Origin of the sequence: Mycobacterium sp. EPa45 (assembly GCF_001021385.1) — a bacterium.
In the GTDB taxonomy this organism is placed as follows: Bacteria; Actinomycetota; Actinomycetes; order Mycobacteriales; family Mycobacteriaceae; genus Mycobacterium.
On sequence record NZ_CP011773.1, the window covers coordinates 5,161,689 to 5,179,940 of the forward strand.

General features: G+C 68.0%; 16 protein-coding genes and 1 pseudogene. 5 read left to right on the forward strand and 12 right to left on the reverse strand.

The genetic code is table 11. The annotated features are described in order from the left end of the window. Positions 1 to 37: 37 nt before the first annotated feature. Both AB431_RS24350 and AB431_RS24355 read left to right on the forward strand, forming a co-directional pair. Positions 38 to 1,735: an NAD-binding protein gene (locus AB431_RS24350; protein WP_047332096.1), complete on the forward strand. Its 1,698-nt coding sequence runs from the start codon at positions 38 to 40 to the stop codon at positions 1,733 to 1,735. Between the two features lie 17 nt (positions 1,736 to 1,752). Then, a complete protein-coding gene (locus tag AB431_RS24355; protein WP_047332097.1) occupies positions 1,753 to 2,634 on the forward strand; it encodes a hypothetical protein in 882 nt (293 codons plus the stop codon). Here the strand turns inward: AB431_RS24355 and AB431_RS24360 are convergent. Then, positions 2,631 to 3,518, reverse strand: coding sequence for an amidohydrolase family protein (locus tag AB431_RS24360; protein WP_047332098.1), 888 nt, complete (start codon positions 3,516 to 3,518; stop codon positions 2,631 to 2,633). The two genes, AB431_RS24355 and AB431_RS24360, sit on opposite strands and share 4 nt — an antisense overlap. A 109-nt stretch (positions 3,519 to 3,627) precedes the next feature. Here AB431_RS24360 and AB431_RS24365 point away from each other — a divergent pair, with 109 nt between their 5' ends. Next, positions 3,628 to 4,287 (forward strand): response regulator transcription factor, encoded by a 660-nt coding sequence (locus AB431_RS24365; RefSeq protein WP_047332099.1) that lies wholly within the window; start codon positions 3,628 to 3,630, stop codon positions 4,285 to 4,287. A gap of 1 nt (position 4,288) precedes the next feature. Here the strand turns inward: AB431_RS24365 and AB431_RS24370 are convergent, their stop codons facing one another. Continuing rightward, on the reverse strand, positions 4,289 to 4,513 hold the full coding sequence (locus tag AB431_RS24370; RefSeq protein WP_047333768.1) for a three-helix bundle dimerization domain-containing protein: 225 nt from the start codon (positions 4,511 to 4,513) through the stop codon (positions 4,289 to 4,291). Positions 4,514 to 4,656: 143 nt separating this feature from the next. On the opposite strand from AB431_RS24370, the gene AB431_RS24375 reads away from it, so the two are divergent. Further along, a complete protein-coding gene (locus AB431_RS24375) occupies positions 4,657 to 5,040 on the forward strand; it encodes a hypothetical protein (protein WP_047332100.1) in 384 nt (127 codons plus the stop codon). A gap of 21 nt (positions 5,041 to 5,061) precedes the next feature. On the opposite strand, the gene AB431_RS24380 is transcribed toward AB431_RS24375, so the two are convergent. Genes AB431_RS24380 through AB431_RS24405 form a run of 6 tightly spaced genes read right to left on the reverse strand, consistent with a single transcriptional unit; the run spans position 5,062 to position 11,633 of the window. Continuing rightward, the gene (locus AB431_RS24380) at positions 5,062 to 5,508 is read right to left on the reverse strand and encodes an SRPBCC family protein (protein ID WP_047332101.1); all 447 of its coding nucleotides are present in this window, start codon (positions 5,506 to 5,508) and stop codon (positions 5,062 to 5,064) included. A gap of 2 nt (positions 5,509 to 5,510) precedes the next feature. After that, on the reverse strand, positions 5,511 to 5,717 hold the full coding sequence (locus AB431_RS24385) for an antitoxin (protein WP_047332102.1): 207 nt from the start codon (positions 5,715 to 5,717) through the stop codon (positions 5,511 to 5,513). Positions 5,718 to 5,720: 3 nt separating this feature from the next. Further along, positions 5,721 to 8,120 carry an HAD-IC family P-type ATPase gene (locus tag AB431_RS24390; protein WP_047332103.1) on the reverse strand — a complete coding sequence of 800 codons (2,400 nt, stop codon included), beginning with the start codon at positions 8,118 to 8,120 and terminating at the stop codon, positions 5,721 to 5,723. Positions 8,121 to 8,148: 28 nt separating this feature from the next. Then, complete coding sequence (locus AB431_RS24395; protein WP_047332104.1) at positions 8,149 to 9,735, reverse strand: serine hydrolase; 1,587 nt, start codon at positions 9,733 to 9,735, stop codon at positions 8,149 to 8,151. A gap of 18 nt (positions 9,736 to 9,753) precedes the next feature. Beyond that, positions 9,754 to 10,896, reverse strand: a complete 1,143-nt coding sequence (locus AB431_RS24400; RefSeq protein WP_047332105.1) for an MBL fold metallo-hydrolase — start codon at positions 10,894 to 10,896, stop codon at positions 9,754 to 9,756. A 5-nt stretch (positions 10,897 to 10,901) separates the two neighbouring features. Beyond that, positions 10,902 to 11,633, reverse strand: a complete 732-nt coding sequence (locus AB431_RS24405) for an enoyl-CoA hydratase (protein ID WP_047332106.1) — start codon at positions 11,631 to 11,633, stop codon at positions 10,902 to 10,904. Positions 11,634 to 11,666: 33 nt separating this feature from the next. Here AB431_RS24405 and AB431_RS24410 point away from each other — a divergent pair, with 33 nt between their 5' ends. Then, positions 11,667 to 13,139 (forward strand): carboxyl transferase domain-containing protein, encoded by a 1,473-nt coding sequence (locus tag AB431_RS24410; protein ID WP_047332107.1) that lies wholly within the window; start codon positions 11,667 to 11,669, stop codon positions 13,137 to 13,139. Here the strand turns inward: AB431_RS24410 and AB431_RS24415 are convergent. From AB431_RS24415 to AB431_RS24430, 4 genes and pseudogenes are all read right to left on the reverse strand, one after another. Beyond that, positions 13,136 to 13,735: an NUDIX domain-containing protein gene (locus AB431_RS24415; protein WP_235435749.1), complete on the reverse strand. Its 600-nt coding sequence runs from the start codon at positions 13,733 to 13,735 to the stop codon at positions 13,136 to 13,138. The two genes, AB431_RS24410 and AB431_RS24415, sit on opposite strands and share 4 nt — an antisense overlap. Positions 13,736 to 13,808: 73 nt before the next feature. After that, a pseudogene (locus AB431_RS24420) lies at positions 13,809 to 14,450 on the reverse strand (phosphoribosyltransferase); the annotation flags it as partial. A gap of 19 nt (positions 14,451 to 14,469) precedes the next feature. Then, positions 14,470 to 16,287, reverse strand: coding sequence for an ABC transporter ATP-binding protein (locus tag AB431_RS24425; RefSeq protein WP_047332109.1), 1,818 nt, complete (start codon positions 16,285 to 16,287; stop codon positions 14,470 to 14,472). Next, on the reverse strand, positions 16,284 to 18,212 hold the full coding sequence (locus AB431_RS24430) for an ABC transporter ATP-binding protein (RefSeq protein ID WP_235435750.1): 1,929 nt from the start codon (positions 18,210 to 18,212) through the stop codon (positions 16,284 to 16,286). Before AB431_RS24430 ends, AB431_RS24425 begins: the two co-directional genes overlap by 4 nt. Between the last annotated feature and the right edge of the window lie 40 nt (positions 18,213 to 18,252).

An 18,252-nucleotide genomic window follows, 5' to 3' on the forward strand; every position in this document is an offset into this window, starting at 1 on the left:
CCCGTCGCGACGCCACTTTCCCAAGTAGCGTTTCCCCATGCGCGGCCACACCATCGTCTGCGGTGACGACGCACTCGGACAGCGGATCATCGATGAGCTGAACAACGCCGGAGTCAGCGTGGCGATTTCGCAGGCGCCCGAGCACCTGGAGGAGGCGGGGATCGCCACGGCCGCCGCGGTGATCTGTGCCGACGACGACGATGCGCGGAACCTGGAGATCGCGCTGCTGGCACGCCAGGCCAATCCGAAGGCGCGAATCGTCGCCCGGCTGTCCAATGCGGTGCTGCGCGAGGCGATGGCCGACGGCAACGGGCCCGGCGCCATCCTCGACGTGGCGGACCTGGCAGCGCCGTCGGTGGTCGAGGCACTGCTGAGCCGGACCACCCACACGATCGCGGTGGCCGGGGTGGACTTCGTCGTCACCGGTGCCACCGCCAGCCGGGACGGCACCCTGCGCGAGATCTTCGGCGACCTCGCCCCGGTCGCGGTCATCCGCGGCGACCACTCGGAGAACCCCGGCGAGATCATCGCCTGTCCGGGCCGCGACGTGCAGGTGCGGACCGGTGACTGGACTGCCATGATCGGCACCGCCGACGAGCTCGCCGAGCGGAATATCGAGATCGCCAAGCCCATACCCGCGTCGCCGCGGGCGCGTCCGCTGTTGGTCCGAATCGCCGACGCCGTGCGCGCGTTCGCCGAGGACCTGAACCCAATGTTCTACCGTGCGCTGGCGGCGTCTGCCTCGCTGTTGATCGGGTCGACGATCATGCTGCGACTGGCCTATGCAAAGCCAGGGATGAGCTGGATTGATGCGCTTTATTTCTCGGCCGAGACGATCGCGACAGTCGGTTACGGCGATTTCAACTTCCTCCAGCAGCCGACCTGGCTGCGACTGTGGGGTGTCGTGATGATGTTCGCCGGGGTCGCCACCACCGCCATTGTGGTGGCGTTCGTCGCTGATGTTCTTCTGTCCCGCCGGATTTCGCAGGCAGCCAACCGACAGAAGGTGCGTCACCTCCAGCGCCATATCGTCGTGGTCGGCCTCGGTTCCTTCGGGATCGGGGTGGCCGCAGTGCTCAAGGCTGCCGGACACGACGTGGCCGTGATCGAGCGCGACGAGGACAGCCGCTACCTCTCGGCGGCAGCTGAACTCGGGGTGCCGGTCATCTTCGGTGACGCCACGCTGCGGCAAACCCTGGAAGCCGCCCGCATCGGTGATGCTCGCGCGGTCGCGGTGCTCACCCAGGACGACATGGTGAACATCGAGACGGGCATTGTGGTGCGTGAAATGCTCGGTCCGCGAACGCTTCCCGGAGTCCAGCGTCCGGACGTCCCGATCGTGCTGCGCATCTATGATCGGGCGCTGGGATCGGCCGTCGGCACGCGATTCAAGTTCGAGTTCGTCCGCTCGACCGTCGATCTGGCCACGCCGTGGTTCATCGGCGAAGCGATGGGGCTCGACGTGCTCGGCACCTTTTCGGTGGGCCAGCGGTCGTTCATGGTCGGCGCCGTGCGAGTGCAGCCCGGTAGCGAGCTGGACGGAATCCGGATGTTCGAGCTCGCCACCCAGACCCGGGTCATTTCCATTTCCCGCGAGGACGCTCCGCTGCGGTTGCATCCACGCCGCGACACCCAGTTGATCGCCGGTGACACCGCCTATCTCGTCGGACCGTACCGCGAGCTCATCGCCACCCTCCGCAAAGGGCAGCAGGCGTCGACGTCGAAGACAGGTTGATCACCTACCCTCTGCTCATGACGCAGTCGGGCGAACCGATGACGAGGCGCGACGATATCCGCCGGCGCCTCGAGGATCGCTACAAGCGCCTTGCCGAGTCCCGCAGGCTCAGCCCGTTCACCGCACTGGTTGCCCGCTTCACCGAGATCGACGGCGGCACTCAGGGAGCCGTGGTGTCCACCCAACTGTTCACCACGGTCATTCCCTTGATGATCATCGGCTTCAGCTACCTGCAGGGCTTCGCCGACAACGCGAGCCCCGGGACGATCTTCACCCGGCAGTTCGGGCTGGAACACCCGCTGACCGACCGGGTGCGCGAAGCGTTCGGCAACTCGGCGGGCCTGCGGGCGGACTGGACGCTGATCGGCGTCGCGAGCTTCCTCGTCTGGGGCATTCCGATGGCGGCCTCGGTAGCGACGATCTTCGCCAAGGCGTGGCGCCGCGAGCAGTACGGCTTGCTGACCCGGCTGCTGCGCGGCTCTGCCTGGTTCGCGCTCTACCTCGTCAGCATCGCGGTGCGCGAGCGAATCATGTTCGGCCATCATCACCACGGACTTCCCCGGGCGTTGCTGTTCGTCGTGGGCCTGTTGCCGGTATGGCTGTTCTGGTCGCTGACGCCGGCTCTGCTGGTGCGCGACGGCGGCCGGGGCCTGCGCCCCCTCGCGCTGGCCGGGCTGGCCGGCGTGGTGATCGACGGTGTCGCGATCCCGCTGGGCTCGCGGCTGCTCTTCCCCTCGCTGCTGCACGACTGGGACGGGTTCGGTCCGATCGGTGTGGCGATGGCCCTGCTGATCTGGTGCGGCGCGGTTGGCACCGGATGGGTGTTGACGGCGTGCGCGGGCGCGGTGCTGTGGGAACGCAACGCGCCATCGGAGATGGTCGTCGACTCGCAGGTCTAGGACAGCCCCAGCACCCGAAGGGCGTTCTCCTTGAGGATCAACGGCACCACCGCGGGATCGATGTCGAGTGTGTCGAAGTCCCGCCGCCAGCGATCCAGCGCGATGTAGGGATGGTCGGTGCCGAACAGCGCCTTCGTCCGCAGCTGCCGCGGAAGCGCCGAAACGAGTTGTGGCGGGAAGTATTTGGGAGACCAACCGGACAGGTCCACGAATACATTGGCCTTGTGCGACGCGATCGCGATCTGCGCGTCGACCCAGGGGACCGCGGGATGAGCCATCACGACAGTGAGCTCCGGGAAGTCGGCGGCGACGTCGTCCAACAGCATCGGATCGGAGTAACGGAGCTTGATCCCGTGCCCGCCGGGCAGTCCCGACCCCAGCCCGGTCTGGCCGGTGTGGAACAGGGCCGGAACTGCGGCGGCGGCGATGGCCTCGTAGATCGCATAGAACCGGCGATCGTTGGGTTCGAATCCCTGCAGGCTGGGGTGGAACTTGAAACCCCTGACCCCGTAGTCGCCCGCCAGCTCCCTCACCCGCCGCGCCGCGTCGGCGTCCCACGGGTCGACGGAGCCGAACGGGATGAGGACGTCGTTATTGCGTACCGTCCCGGAGATCAGATCCTCGACCGAGTTGGGCTGGTGCCCGGACACCGTGCGCGCGTCGATGGTGAACACCACGGCTGCGGTGTTGTGCTGCCGGTAGTACGCGGCCAGGTCGTCGACACGGGCGAAGTAGTCAGCACCGAGTTTGAAGTAGCGACCGGTGGCCTCGGCCAGCTCGTCGTCGTAGGCGCAGTGGCCGGCGGCGTCGATCTCGACATGCGTATGGAAGTCGATGGCGTCGACCGCGGCGAAGTCGATGGCGGACTGGTACCTGACGGTCATCGACGCAGTGTATGAGAAAACCGCCTGACCTCGGCCAAACGGCGATAGTCCGCGTTTTTCGGGACCAAAGTCCCTACCGTTGCGCAGCCCGTCCGAGCTTCACTGCTGTGTGCTCAAGGTGTTCCTGGTTGACGACCACGAGGTCGTGCGCCGCGGTCTGGCGGACCTACTGGGCGCCGACCCCGAACTGACCGTAGTGGGCGAGGCCGGCTCGGTGGCCGAGGCACTCGCCCGCATCCCCGCCGCCGCGCCCGACGTCGCTGTGCTCGACGTCCGCCTGCCCGACGGCAGTGGGATCGACTTGTGCCGGGATCTGCTGGCAGCAAATACCCGCCTGCGCTGCCTGATCCTGTCGGCGTTCACCGACGAACAGTCCATGCTCGACGCCATCATGGCCGGCGCGAGCGGCTACGTGGTCAAGGACATCCGCGGAATGGCTCTGGCGGACGCGATCAAAGCCGTCGGAAGTGGAAAGTCGTTGTTGGACAACCGCGCCGCGGCGGCCCTGATGTCTCGGCTGCGCAGGGACACCGAGCAGGACGAGCGCTTGCGGGACCTGTCGTCCACCGAACGCAAACTACTGGAGCTGCTGGGCGAGGGCCTGACCAACCGGGAGATCGGCCAGCGGATGTTCCTCGCCGAGAAGACCGTGAAGAACTACGTGTCCCGGCTGCTGCTCAAGTTGGGCTTTGCCGGGCGCACCCAGGCCGCGCTCTTCGCCGCCGAATCGGTGCGTCGCAGCGAGCCCGGCTCGATCTCGACGCAGTAGCTCAGACCGAGATCTCGACCGCGGGCTGCGAGACGAACGTCGCGCGGCAGGACCGTTCGACAAACAGCGGCACGAACTCGCGGATCCGGGCCCCGTCAAAGCGGTGGTAGGTGCTGTCCACAGTCTCGGTGATGATGTGGTCGGGCACGTACGGGAACGACTCGGTCAGGCGGCTCACGACCTGATCGATTTGGCGCTGCTCGTCAGCATGTTCCACGCCGGACATCATCGGACGAAATACCGGGTTTGCGCAACTACCGTCACGACGGGCGATGACCGCTGAATAGCGGGTGGATGAACAATGAGCGGTATCGCCGATGTCATTCCACCGGGTGCGCGCGCAGCCATGCAGTCGGATACAGTTCGCCCGTGACCTCACCGAGCAACGTGGACGCCGGCGACCAGACGCCCGAGTCCGCGAATCGCCTTCAGGCCGAACATCTCCGGGAGATGCTGCTGGCCCAGTGTGAGCAGCTCGACGCCGACCTGGCCACCTACGGCTCGGCCCTCGAGCGCTACCAGCGGCGCGGTGAGCAGACGCAGGCCCGCCGGATCAGGGGAATGATCCGCGCCGCCGAACGCGAGCGCCGATCGGTCCAGGATCTGATCGCCGGACTGGAACGACGGTTCCTCGTCGCGGAGACCACTCGCAGCGACCACGCTCGGCATCCGCTGCCCGGCCTGGGCGCGGCTCGCCATGGCGCCCCTCGCGTCACCCCCTACCCAACCCCGCACCGAGTCATCAGGAACTAGAGACTCACCAGGACGCGACCGCTAGGACGGAGCGAAGACCGCGACGAAGCGGTCCAGCGACTCCTTGATGTCGCCCTTCAGCGCACCGGCCACGACCATGCCGATCGGTCCGAACAGCGCGGCGCCACCCAGATGGACGTCCATGGTCACCACCGAGGTGTTGGGGTCCTTGGCGTTGGCCCGCACCTTGCCGATCAGCTTGACCTTCACCCCGCCGACGCCGGCGCCGTTGAGCGTCATGGCTTCCGGCGCCTTGAAGTGGACGATTTCCCACTTCACCCGGTTGGGCATGCCCTTGACCTCGACGATGGACTCCACGACGGTGCCCTTTTCGAGCGTTTCGGGCAGCTTCGAGCGCCAGACCCGATGGATGGTCAACCAGTCCTTGTAGCGCGAGAGGTCCGACGCGTGCTGCCAGGCCTGCTCTGGTGGAAGTGGAACGTCAACGGAGACTGAGAGTTTCGCCATAGTCAGCTGGGTTGGTCGCCTTTGTCGGTGCGGTTGGAGTCGACATAGTTCTTGGCCGCATCCTGCACCTTGTCGACGGTGCCGGAGTACTTGCCCTGCGTCTTCTGATCGATGATGTCGCCGGCCTTATCGATGGCCTGGCCTACCTTGTCGGCGTTCTCACCCAAGACTTCTTTGGTCTTGCCGAGGGCTTTGTCGAGGAATCCCATCGGTCAATCTTGCACCGCCGGCTCGGTTCGCCACAACATCCGCCGTTCGCCCAGCACCCGGCCCTGCACCCACCACAGAACCTCGACCAGACCGGCGGCCAGCAACCCCATCGCGACCCCCGTCGCGGTGACCTCCAGATTCGACGGGTCGAGCATGAACGTCTCCCGGGCCGCCGGTATGGCGAAGATCACCACATAGGCCAGTCCGGACGCCGTCACCAGGGCCACCCGCCACCACTGGTAGGGCCGGGCGATGACCGCCAGCACCCAGACCGCGCCCATCAGCAGGGTGATCAGGGCGGCGGTCGAGGCTTGGGTCTGGTCGACCGTGGTGGCACTGACGCCGTGGTTGGCTATCAGGTACGAGGCGTAGGTCGTCACGCCGATCACCACGCCGGACGGCAGCGCCGAGGTCATCACGCGCCGCACGAAACCGGTATGGGCGCGTTCGTTGTTGGGGGCCAACGACAGGACGAACGCCGGGATACCGATGGTGAACCACGCCGCGATCGTCACGTGGATCGGTTGGAACGGGTACAGCAGCGGTGGGGTCCCGAACACCTTGTGCGACAAGCCCGCCAGGCCGACCAGCAGGGCCAGAAGCACCGAGTAGACAGTCTTGGTGAGGAACAGGTTGGAGACCCGCTCGATGTTGCCGATGACCCGTCTACCCTCGCCGACCACATACGGCAGCGTGGCGAACTTGTTGTCCAGCAGCACGATCTGCGCCACCGCGCGCGACGCCGGGCTGCCGGATCCCATCGCCACGCCGATGTCGGCGTCCTTGAGCGCCAGTACGTCGTTGACGCCGTCGCCGGTCATCGCCACGGTGTGATCGCGCGACTGCAGCGCATGCACCATCGCCCGCTTCTGGTCGGGGCGCACCCGGCCGAACGTGGTGTAGGTGGCCATCGTATCGGCCAAGGCGTCGGCGTCCGTCGGCAGCTGGCGGGCGTCCATCGTCTCGCCGTGCAGGCCGAGCGTCCCGGCCACCGCGCCGACTGAAACCGCATTATCACCGGAAATCACCTTCACCGAGACCTGCTGGGAGGCAAAATATTCCAGTGTTTCGCGGGCGTCGGGCCGGACCCGTTGCTCGAGCACGACCAGTGCGACCGGGGTGACGGTGCCGGGTGCGTCCGGGCTGTCGACGGACTGGTCGCTGGCACCGAGTAACAGCACCCGCATGCCGCGCGAGCCGATGTCCTCGGCCTGCGCGGCCGCCGGTGTTTCCGGGTCCAGCAGGACATCGGGGGCACCGATCAGCCAGTTCCCGTGCTCACCGTAGGAAACCCCGCTCCACTTCGTGGCGGATTTGAACGGTGCACTGCCCGTTGCGGTCCAGCCCGGGGCGTCCGGATACGCCTCGGCGACGGCCTGCATGCTGGCGTTGGGTTTGGGGTCGTCGGCGGCAAGTGACGCCAGCACGTCGGCGACCCGGGCATCTCCCCCGATCGGGATGACCTCGGCCAGCCGCATCCCGTTCTCGGTGAGCGTGCCGGTCTTGTCCGCGCACACCACGTCGACGCGGGCGAGTCCCTCGATCGCAGGTAGCTCCTGGACCAGACATTGCCTGCGCCCCAACCGGATCACCCCGACAGCAAAGGCGATCGACGTCATCAGCACCAGACCTTCGGGAACCATCGGTACCAGCGCCCCGACCATCCGCAGCACCGACTCCCGCCAGCCGACTCCCGTGGTGAACAACTGGGTGTAGATGACCAGCAGCCCGGTGGGCCACAGCAGGTAGGTGATGAACTGCAGGATCTTGTTGATGCCACTGCGCAATTCGGATTTCACCAGAGTGAACTTGCTGGCCTCCTCGGCGAGCTTGGCGGCGTAGGCCTCCCGGCCGACCTTGGTGGCGCGATAAGCGCCGCTGCCGGCGACCACGAAGCTGCCCGACATCACCGGGTCGCCGCGGTGTTTGGCGATGGCGTCCGCCTCACCGGTGAGCAATGACTCGTCGACTTCGAGGTTGGCCGCCTCCAGCAGCTCGCCGTCGACGACGATTTGGTCACCGGGGCCGAGCTCGATGACGTCGTCGAGCACGACGTCGTTGGGCGGCAACAGTTTTGTCCCATCCTGGCGGCGCACGGTGGGTTTGGCCTTCCCGACAATGGCCAAGTTGTCCAGCGTCTTCTTGGCGCGCAGTTCCTGGATGATGCCGATACCGCTGTTGGCGATGATGAGCAGCCCGAACATCCCGTTGATCAACGAGCCGGTGGACAGCACGATGAGCAGAAGCACCCCGAGAATGGCGTTGATGCGGGTGAAGACGTTGGCCCGCACCACCTCTGCGACGCTGCGCGAGGCGCGGGTGGGGACGTCGTTGGTCTGGCCCGCGGCGATCCGGGCGGCAACGTCGTCGGCGGACAGGCCCGCCGCCACATCGATGGTCATCGGTACCTCTGCTCTTCGCGCAAGCGGCTCATCGGAAGAAGGTCCCCATCTTGTCCTCGTCGTAGTACTCGAGCGTCACCTTCGGCCCGTCGAAAGCTGCCTTGGAAATGCTTCCCGGAGGGAAGTTTTCACTCGGGAAGCGGAACGTGAACACGTCGCCGTCCCAATGCGTGAGTTCGAGGGTGTCGGGGTGCGGGCCCAGGGAGAGCGTGAGCTTGCCGTCTTTCTCGGCGACGACAGCTGTGCCCCAGTAGTCATTGCGGTAGGAGCCGACGTAGGCGGCGGACGGCTTGGCCGGGGCGGCGTTGGCCGGCGGTGTCTTGCCCACCAGCGTGCCGAATGGTTTGTCCATGTCGGCGAAGGCGTGGGCATAGAGCGAGCGCCAGTCCTGCCGGACCTCACCGAACTGGACCAGGTCGGCGAATTCGGCGGTCAGTGTTTCCGGGATGCCGGCAGGCGTGCCGTTGGTCAGCGCGACGATCGCGACGTCCGCCGACGGGATGATAACGAAATTCGTTGCGGCACCGAGGTCGAAGGCGCCCGAGTGGCTCAGCTGCACCCGGGCCGCCGACGTGGTGCCGACGTTGAAGCCGTAGCCGTAGAAGCCGGACCGCATCGCCGGCTCGGCGGGTGGGCTCGACACGATCTGCGGGGACACCGCGGGCAGCAGCGCGGCAGGGTCGACGATCTGCTGTCCGTTGTATTTTCCGTCGGCCAGCATCATCACCAACCAGTGGGTGAGGTCGTTCACCGAGGAACTGACCCCGCCGGCGGGAGCTTCGGGATCCGCATTGCGTTTGTAGAGCGGCTCGTAGCTGCCGTCGACGCGGATATGCCCGACCGCCCTGTCCGCCCTGGCTTCGTAATCGGCAAACCTGGAACTGGTCGACGTCATGCCCAGTGGCCGGTACAGCACCTGGTCGCTGAGGTCCTCCCAGGACTTGCCGGCCGCGGCCGCCACCGCCTCGGCGGCTGCGGTCAGTCCGAAGTTGGTGTAGGCGTAGGAGATTCGAAACGGGGCCAGCGGAAGCTGGCGCAGCCTGTCCAAAATGTAGCGCCGGTCGTAGCCGAGGTCCTCCAGCTGGTCACCGGCGTGGTCGGGCAACCCGGAGCGATGTGAATACAGGTCACCGACGGTGACCATCTTGGTGGCCGCGGGATCCGACAGCGCGAACCACGGCAGCTTGTCGGTCACCGGGGTGTTCCACCCGATGACGTTCTGGCCGACCTGATGGGCGACGACGGTGGCACCGAGCGGCTTGGACACCGACGCCAGCTGGAATACCGTATCGGGGTCCACCTTGTTGGCCGGGTCGTCGGCGGAACGGTTGACGTCTTTGACACCAAAGCCCTTGGCATACAACGTCTTACCGGCATGTACGACCGCCACCGACATCCCCGGGATGCCGGAGGACTTCATCAGGTCGGCGGCGATCCCGTCGAGCTTGGCGACGGCGTTGTCAACGGCGTTGTCCGGCAGCGCCATGGCGGGCACCAGCGGCGGCGGTTGATCGGACAGCGACTTGGGCGCCTCGGGTTTCGATGCCGTACCGCTACACGCGGTGAGCGCAGCGACAAGGGCGACAATCGCGGCACGGGCTGCCAGAGCGGTCATGGCTTGCACGGTAGTGGCTCACAGCTGCCACCACCGCTCTATTGCCCCCGCCGCGCTGGCCACGACCCGGCCACCCGGCCTCGGCACCGCCGTCTGCACGCCGGCGTCATCGGCGGCCGTCAGCATCCGTTCGACCGGCTCGGCCCACGGATGAGGAGCCAGCCGGAACGTGCACCAGTGGATCGGGACGAGCAGGCCGGCGTCGGTGACGTCGCGGTGGGCGCGCACCGCCTCCTCGGGGTTCATGTGAATGTCCGGCCACGATTTGTTGTAGGCCCCGATCGGCATCAGTGTCAGGTCGAAGGGACCGTGCTCGGCTCCGATGTCGGCGAAGCTGCGGGTGTAGCCGGTGTCGCCGCCGAAGTACGCCCGGTGCTGCGGACCGATGATCGCCCACGAGGACCACAGCGTGGTGTTGCGGGACAAAAACCGGCCGGAGAAGTGCCGCGCGGGCGTGCAGACCAGGGTCAGGTCACCGATGCGGGTCTGCTCGTTCCAGTCCAGCTCGATGATGCGCTGCGCCGGGATGTGCCACTGCCGCAGGTGCGCGCCGACGCCGAGCGGCACGACGAACGGCGCCCGTTGGGTGCGGGCCAGAGCGAGCACGGTGTCCATGTCGAGGTGGTCGTAGTGGTCGTGGCTGATCACGACGGCGTCCAGCGCCGGCAGAGCTTCCAGCGGGGCCGGCACCGGATGCAGCCGCTGCGGTCCGACGGTGCGTGACGGCGAGCAGCGCTCGCTCCACACCGGATCCGTGAGCACCCGGTAGCCGTCGATCTCCAGCAGCGCCGTCGAGTGGCCCAGCCAGCTGACCGCCAGCGGCTCGGAGCGGGTCGCGGCCGGTTCGTCCAATGGGACGGCCGCGCCGGGACGGCTGGCGGTGCGGCTGGAGAACATGTCGAACAGGACCAGGCGGCTTTCCTCGGAGTCCAGCTTCAGCGCGGCGGCCGGCTCCAGGTTGTGAAACACGCCCTCGCGGTAGTTGGGCGAGCCGTCAGCGACCGGCCGAATCTCGCCGGGCCCGGCGCCCAGCGATGCCGGCGCGTCGTTCAGGGCGCGCAGCAGCCAGCCGCCGCCGGCCAGTGACGCGGTCCCAGCGGCCAGGCGCAGCGCCGCCTTGCCGGAGGGCAGGAGCGAAGTGACCCGGGGAAGGCCGAGCATGCGGGCTACGCCCCCTTGAACTTGGCGGCGCGCTTCTCGATGCGCGCCACCTGGGCTTCGATGACGTCTTGGCTGCCCCACGCCTTGTCGAACAATTCCTTGTGGGTCGGCCACTGCTCCTCGTACGCGCCGTCGTCGTTGAGCACCCGCTTGGACGCCTGCAGCGACAGCGGCGCCAACCCGGCGATCTCTTGCGCCCAGGCCTGGGCATCGGCCAGGTCGCCGAGCCGGTTGGCCATCCCGGTCATCAACGCGGTTTCCGCGTCCAGCTTCTCCGCACCCAGCAGCATGCCGCGGGCCCGGCCGTAGCCGGCCAGCGAGGACAGCCGCCGCACACTCCAGTTGTCCAGCGCCAGACCGTATTTCGCGATCGGGAACTGGAAGTAGGCCCCTGGTGCCACCACTCGCAGGTCACAGATCATGGCCAGCTGCACACCCGCGCCGATCGCCGGGCCGTTGATCGCGGCGATCACCGGCATCGGCGCGGCGTCGATCGCCTTGTTCAGCGCGATGGCCTTGTCGGGGAAGTCGGCGGCGAACACGTCCCCGGAAAGATCTGCGCCGGCGCAAAATACTGTGCCCTGGCCGGTGAGCACGATCGCGCGAACGTCCTCGGCGGCGGCCTTCACGACGGTTTCCCGCAGCGTGTCGACGAGTTCGGAGTTGAGCGCGTTGCGCCGTTCCGGACGCTGCAACTCGATGGTGGTCACATCCCCCACGCGGTTGATACCGATCATGGTTTGAGGGTACTGGCCGGATAATCTCCTCTCGTGAGCCGGATCGGGGCTGCCGAATTGCGCGACGCCGCGCTGGACCCTGGTTCGTTCCGGAGCTGGGACACCGCTCCCCTGGATGTCGGCGCCGACGACGCCTACGCCCACGAGCTCGAGCAGGCTCGCGAGAAGACCGGTTTCGACGAGGCGGTGCTGACCGGTGAGGGCACGATCTTCGGCCGCCGGGTGGCCGTCGTGGCCTGTGAATTCGACTTCCTGGCCGGGTCCATCGGGGTGGCCGCCGCCGAACGGGTCACCGCGGCGATCGAACGTGCGACCGCCGAGCGGCTGCCGCTGCTGGCGTCCCCGAGCTCCGGGGGCACCCGCATGCAGGAAGGCACCGTCGCGTTCCTGCAGATGGTGAAGATCGCCGCCGCCGTCACCCAGCACAAGCGGGCGCACCTGCCCTACCTGGTGTACCTGCGGCACCCGACGACCGGTGGGGTGTTCGCGTCCTGGGGCTCGCTGGGCCACATCACCGCCGCCCAGCCCGGTGCGCTGATCGGGTTCCTCGGGCCGCGCGTCTATGAGCAGCTCTACGGCGAACCGTTCCCACCGGGGGTGCAGACCGCAGAGAACCTGTTGCGGCACGGCGTAATTGACGCCGTCGTTGGCATCGAAGCGCTGCGCCCGACCCTCAACCGCGCACTGAGGGTCATCACCGACGCGCCGGATTCCCCGCCGGCGGCGTCGCCCGACGAGCCGATCCCGGACGTCCCGGCCTGGGATTCCGTGATCGCGTCGCGCCGCCCGGACCGGCCCGGGGTGAGCTGGCTGCTGCGCGAGGGCGCCACCGACCGGGTGCTGCTGTCCGGCACGCACGGCGACGCGGCCACCACAGTGCTGGCGCTGGCCCGCTTTGGGGGGCAGCCTGCCGTCGTCGTCGGCCAGCGCCGCGTCATAGGGGGTGTGGTCGGTCCGGCCGCCTTGGCCGAAGCCCGCCGTGGCATGGCGCTGGCCGCAGGCCTGCAACTGCCGCTGGTTTTGGTGATCGACACCGCCGGTCCCGCGCTGTCGACGGAGGCCGAACAGGACGGTCTGGCCGGTGAGATCGCCCGCTGCCTGTCGGATTTGGTGATGCTGGACACCCCGACGGTGTCGGTATTGCTCGGCCAGGGCAGCGGCGGCCCTGCGCTGGCGATGGTCCCGGCCGACCGGGTGCTGGCCGCCCAGCACGGTTGGCTGGCGCCGCTGCCACCGGAAGGCGCCAGCGCGATCGTGTTCCGTGACACCGACCATGCCCCGGAACTGGCTGCGGCGCAAGGCGTCCGGTCCCTCGAGTTGTTGCACAACGGCATCGTCGACGCGATCGTGCCCGAACACCCCGACGCCGCCGACGAACCGGTCGAGTTCGCCCGACGGGTGTCGCGCGCGATCGCCCGCGAGATCCACGACCTGCGGGAGACCCCGTCGGAGCAGCGCTACGCCGCCCGGCTGGCGCGCTATCGGCGAATCGGGCTGCCCCGCTAGGGGTTCGAGGCGCGGCGGAACAGCTCCGCAGGCCTGCCACCGGTGCGGGTGACCAGATGTCCGGTCGGGCGCAGCAGGGGTTTCATCAGGCGGCGGAACCCATCGCGCTGCAGGGGCCGGCCCGCGACCGCTTGGTGCACCCGATGCAGCTCACCAAGGGTGAACTGCCGCCCCAGCAGGTGATCGGGGTCCGGTTGGTCACCGTAGCGATCCCGGACCTCCTGCACCGCACGGGCGATGATCTCGGCGTGCCCGTACCCCAGCCGGCCGGGGCGGGCCACCGGAACCAGCCGGGTGTCGCCCGGCCGGCGGGAGTCGAGCCGACGGATCGGCACGACTTCGACATGGGCCACCGACAGCACCCAGCCCCGGCTGTCGCGGGACGGATCGTCGTACACCCGCAGTTGGCGCGGCCGCAGGCCGCGCACGTCGGCTTTGGCCCGCAGCGACCGCTCGACCGCCTCGGCCAACCGCTCGCCGGGATGCAGGAACGTGCCCGGCAGCGCCCAGCCGGGTGCATCGGTGCGGCGCACCTGCAGAACAGACAACTCCGGGTCGGCCGGATCGAGGGTCAGCAGTGCGGTGTCGACGGCCACATGCGGGCGCGGAAATTGATCGAGCGGCTGTGCCCCGCTTTTACTTGTGTCACTGATTAACTCATCATTGCGTAAAGCCGCGCTCGGCGCACTCCAACAACGTGGTGACCTCCTCGTCCGAGGTCTGGTGGAAGTTGTCATAGCCTTGGCCGACCGCGCTGAAATACTGGGGCGCGCCGGGACACACGACTTCGTCGGCGTGAGAGCCGAGCTCGACGATCGTGTCGGGAGAGCCGATCGGCGCAGCCAGAACCACCTTCGCAGCGCCCTGCGCTCGGGCCACCAGACAGGCCGCCCGCGCCGTGGAGCCGGTGGCGAACCCGTCGTCGACGATGATCACCACCCGGCCAGCCAGCGGCTGCGGCGGCCGGTCGCCACGGTAGCGCTCGACGCGGCGCTGGAGCTCGGCGCGCTGGGCGGTCTCGACCTCGGCGATCTCGGCCTCGCTGACGGGCACATGCCGCAGCACCGACTCGTTGATCACCCGGACACCGCCCTCCCCGATCGCGCCGAACGCCAGCTCGGGCTGAGTGGGCACGCCGAGCTTGCGGACGACGAGAACGTCCAGCGGGGCGCCCAGCACCTTGGCGACTTCGTACGCCACCGGCACCCCGCCGCGGGGGAGACCGAGAACCAGCGGGTCGCGGTCTCGGTAACCCAGCAGCCAGCCGGCGAGCCGGCGGCCCGCATCAGCGCGATCGGCGTAGCGGTGCATACCTTTGAGTATCTGCCGGTTAGGCCAGCGACTCCAGCCACGCGCGGTGCAGCGCGGCATAGTGGCCGCGGGCGTCGATGAGCTCTGCGGGCGGGCCGTCCTCGACGATGCGGCCGTGCTCGAGCACCAGCACCCGGTCGGCGATCTCGACGGTCGACAACCGGTGGGCGATGATCAACGCGGTCCGGTCGGCCAGGACTGTCCGCAGCGCCCGCTGCACCAGCCGCTCGCTCGGGATGTCCAGGGAGGACGTCGCCTCGTCGAGGATCAGCACCGCCGGGTCGGCCAGGAAGGCCCGCGCGAAAGCGATCAGCTGCCGCTGCCCCGCCGACAACCGTCCCCCGCGAGTGGCGACATCGGTGTCGTAACCCTCGGGCAGCGCCTCGATGAACTCGTCGGCGCCCACCGCAGTTGCGGCGGCGGTGACCTCCGAGTCGGACGCCGAAGGGCGACCGAACCGGATGTTGTCGGCGACGGTCCCGGAGAACAGGAAGTTCTCCTGGGTGACCATCACGACGTGGCGGCGCAGGTCGCTCTGCGCGAAGTCCCGCAGGTCGACCCCGTCGAGGGTGACCGCGCCCGACGTCGGGTCGTAGAACCGGGCGATCAGCTTGGCGATCGTGGTCTTGCCCGCCCCGGTGGTGCCGACCAGGGCGACGGTCTGGCCGGCCGGCACGACCAGAGACAGGCCGGGCAGCACCGGACGGTCCGGTACGTAGTTGAAGTGGACGTCCCGGAAAGCGATTTCGCCCTGGATCCGGTCCAGGTGCACCGGCGTTGGCGGGTCGGCGATCGCCGGCTTCTCGGCCAGCACACCGGCGAGTTTCTCCAGCGCCGACGACGCCGACTGGAAGGTGTTGAAGAACTGCGAGATCTCCTGCATCGGCTCGAAGAACATCCGCAGATACAGCAGGAACGCCGCCAGCGTGCCGATCGTCATCTCGCCGTGCAGCGCCCGGTAGCCGCCGTAGAGCAACACCACGCCGGTGGTCAGGTTGCCGACCAGCTTGACCGTGGGCATGAAGATCGCGAGCAGCCGGAAGGTCCGTTCGTTGTCGGTGCGGTACCGGTCGGCGACGTCGTCGAAGATCTCCTGATTGCGGGGCGCGCGGCGGTAGGCCTGCACCGCTTTGATCCCTGTCATGGTCTCGACGAACTGCACGATCACCAGCGCGGCACTCTCCCGCACCCGGCGGTAGGTCTTCGCCGACTCGGCCGAGAACCACCACACCAGCGCAACGAGAATCGGGAAGGCGGCCAGGCACATCAGGCCGAGCTTCACGTCGAGCGTCACCAACAGAATGGCGGTGCCGAACAGCGTCAGCACCGCGGTGATCAAGCTGTCGAAGCCGGTTTCCAGCATGTCCTGGATGGCGTCGACGTCGTTGGTCAGCCTGCTGACGACCCGGCCCGAGGTGTAGCGGTCGTGGAAAGCGACGTCGAGGCGCTGGAAGTGCCGGAACACCCGGCGGCGCACCTCCAGCAGCACGCTCTGGCCGATCCGGCCGGAGCGCTTCAGGAACGTCATCCGGCTGATCGCCTGTACGCAGACCACGCCGCACAGCACCGAGACGACGATGACGAGTTCGCGTGCCGAGCCGCCGGCCAACAGCGGTGGGATGGCGTGGTCGATGCCGCGTTGAACCAGCAGCGGAACCGACAGTCGCGCAGCGTTTTCCACGACCACGACCAGGGCCAGCAGCGCAACCGTGGCCTTGAACGGGGCCAGCAGCGAGCCCAGCAGGGTGCGGGCCTCACGCCGGCGCGGGGTGGCCTCGTCGATCGGCAGGTCGTCGGGCTCTTCGTCGAGCCGGCCGCGCCATTCGGTGGCGGTCACAGCTTCCTGCCCTCCGATGCGGCGTAGTCGGCGGTGCGCCGCGCGGAGGCGCGCTCCTCGCAGGCCTCCTCGTAGGCGCGGCCCAGCCGCTGCCGTTCGTCGTCGTCCTCCCAGTCGCAGCGCACCTCGCAGCCGTCGTCGAGTTCGTCGTCGGCGGCCAGCAGAAAGCGGTAGCGCGGAACTCCTGCCAGCAGTTCGGCGTGGGTGCCGACGTGGGTGATGGTGCCCGCGCCGTCGACGGTGTCGAGCAGCGCGACCTTGTCGGCCAGCAGGACCGTCGACGCGCGGTGGGCGACCACCACCGCGGTGACGCCGGCCAGCACCCGGCCCAGCGCCTCGGTGACTGTGGCCTCGGTGTGCACGTCGAGGGCGGACAGGGTGTCGTCGAGCACCAGCACGCGCGGCGCGGCCAGGATCGCGCGGGCCAGTGAAAGCCGTTGCCGCTGGCCGCCGGAAAGGCTCATGCCCTGCTCCCCGATGCGCGTCTGCAGGCCGTACGGCAGGTCGTAGACGAACTGCGCGGCCGCGATCTCGACGGCGCTGCGCAGCTCGTCGTCGCTCGCGTCCGGGCGGCCCAGCCGCAGGTTTTCGGCGACCGACATCGAGAACAGGGTCGGGTCCTCGAAGGCGGTGGCGACGGTCGTGCGCAGCGCGTCCAAAGTCAAGTCGCGGATGTCGGTGCCGTCGATGCGGATCGCCCCTTCGGTGACGTCGTAGAGCCGCGGCAGCAGACCGGCGAGCACGGACTTGCCCGAACCGGTGGCGCCGACCAAGGCCAGCGTCTCCCCCGGTTCCACGGTCACGCTGACGTGCCGCAACGCGAACGACTCGGATTCCGGAAAGCGAAACCCGACGTCATCGAGCTCCAGCCGGCCACCGCGTGGTGCGACCGCGCGGGGGCCGTCGGTGATCTCGCGGGGAGCATCGAAGATCTCGGCGATCCGATTGGCCGCCGTCATCGCCTCCTGCGTCATCGACAGCAGAAAGCCGAGCGACGCGATCGGCCACACCAGCGACAACATCATCGTGATGAACGCGACCAGTGTGCCCATGGTGACCAGGCCGTGCCCGGCGGCGTAGGCGCCGAAACCGAGCACGACGATCAGCGTGAGGTTGGGGATCACCTCGAGCAGCGTCCAGAATTTCGCCGACACCGCGACCTTCTGGATCTGCGTGTCGTACAACGTGCTGGCTTGGGCGTCGAAGCGGTCGTACACATAGTCCTCGCGACCGAACGACTTCACCGCACGCAGGCCCAACGCCGACTCCTCGACGTGGGTGGCGACGTGGCCGGCCTGATCCTGGGCCTGCCGGGCCAGCCGGGTGAAGGTGCGCTCGAAATGCAGCACGATCAGCGTGATCGGCGCGATCGACACCAGCACCACCACACCCAGCGGCCAGTACATCGCCAGCAGGATGATCGTGACGACGGTGATCTGCAGGATGTTGAGGATCAGGAACACCAGGCCGAACGAGAGCAACCGCCGAATCACGCTCAGGTCGTTCATGATTCGTGACAGCAGTTGACCCGATTGCCAGCGGCCGTGAAAGGACATCGGCAAAATCTGCAGCCGGGCGTAGAGGTCCTTGCGGATGTCGGCCTCAACGCCCATGGTCGCGCGGGACACCAGCCAGCGGCGGATGAACCACAGCACCGCCTCGGTGATGCCGACCGCCATCGCGGCGGCGCCGACCACCCACAGCCCCCGCTGATCCTGGTGACGGACCGGCCCGTCGATCACCGCCTTCGTCATCAGCGGGATCGCGACGGTGGCGGCCAGGCTGGTGATCGCGACGATGATCATCGCGATCCAGCGCACCCGGTACGGCATGAGATAGGGCAGCAACCGGAACAGATCGGAGGCGGCCCTCGGGGCCTTGCGGGGCGCGGCGATGGCCGGTTCCGACACGATTTCGGAAGTCACCTCGTCCACCCCATCAAATCTCGATACCGATCACCGCTGA

Bases quoted from the DNA above. Each gene is read 5' to 3' on its own strand.
- AB431_RS24350 (WP_047332096.1), top strand. From the start codon at position 38: ATGCGCGGCCACACCATCGTCTGCGGTGACGACGCACTCGGACAGCGG.
- AB431_RS24355 (WP_047332097.1), top strand. From the start codon at position 1,753: ATGACGCAGTCGGGCGAACCGATGACGAGGCGCGACGATATCCGCCGG.
- AB431_RS24360 (WP_047332098.1), bottom strand. From the start codon at position 3,518: ATGACCGTCAGGTACCAGTCCGCCATCGACTTCGCCGCGGTCGACGCC.
- AB431_RS24370 (WP_047333768.1), bottom strand. From the start codon at position 4,513: ATGTCCGGCGTGGAACATGCTGACGAGCAGCGCCAAATCGATCAGGTC.
- AB431_RS24380 (WP_047332101.1), bottom strand. From the start codon at position 5,508: ATGGCGAAACTCTCAGTCTCCGTTGACGTTCCACTTCCACCAGAGCAG.
- AB431_RS24385 (WP_047332102.1), bottom strand. From the start codon at position 5,717: ATGGGATTCCTCGACAAAGCCCTCGGCAAGACCAAAGAAGTCTTGGGT.
- AB431_RS24390 (WP_047332103.1), bottom strand. From the start codon at position 8,120: ATGACCATCGATGTGGCGGCGGGCCTGTCCGCCGACGACGTTGCCGCC.
- AB431_RS24395 (WP_047332104.1), bottom strand. From the start codon at position 9,735: ATGACCGCTCTGGCAGCCCGTGCCGCGATTGTCGCCCTTGTCGCTGCG.
- AB431_RS24400 (WP_047332105.1), bottom strand. From the start codon at position 10,896: ATGCTCGGCCTTCCCCGGGTCACTTCGCTCCTGCCCTCCGGCAAGGCG.
- AB431_RS24405 (WP_047332106.1), bottom strand. From the start codon at position 11,633: ATGATCGGTATCAACCGCGTGGGGGATGTGACCACCATCGAGTTGCAG.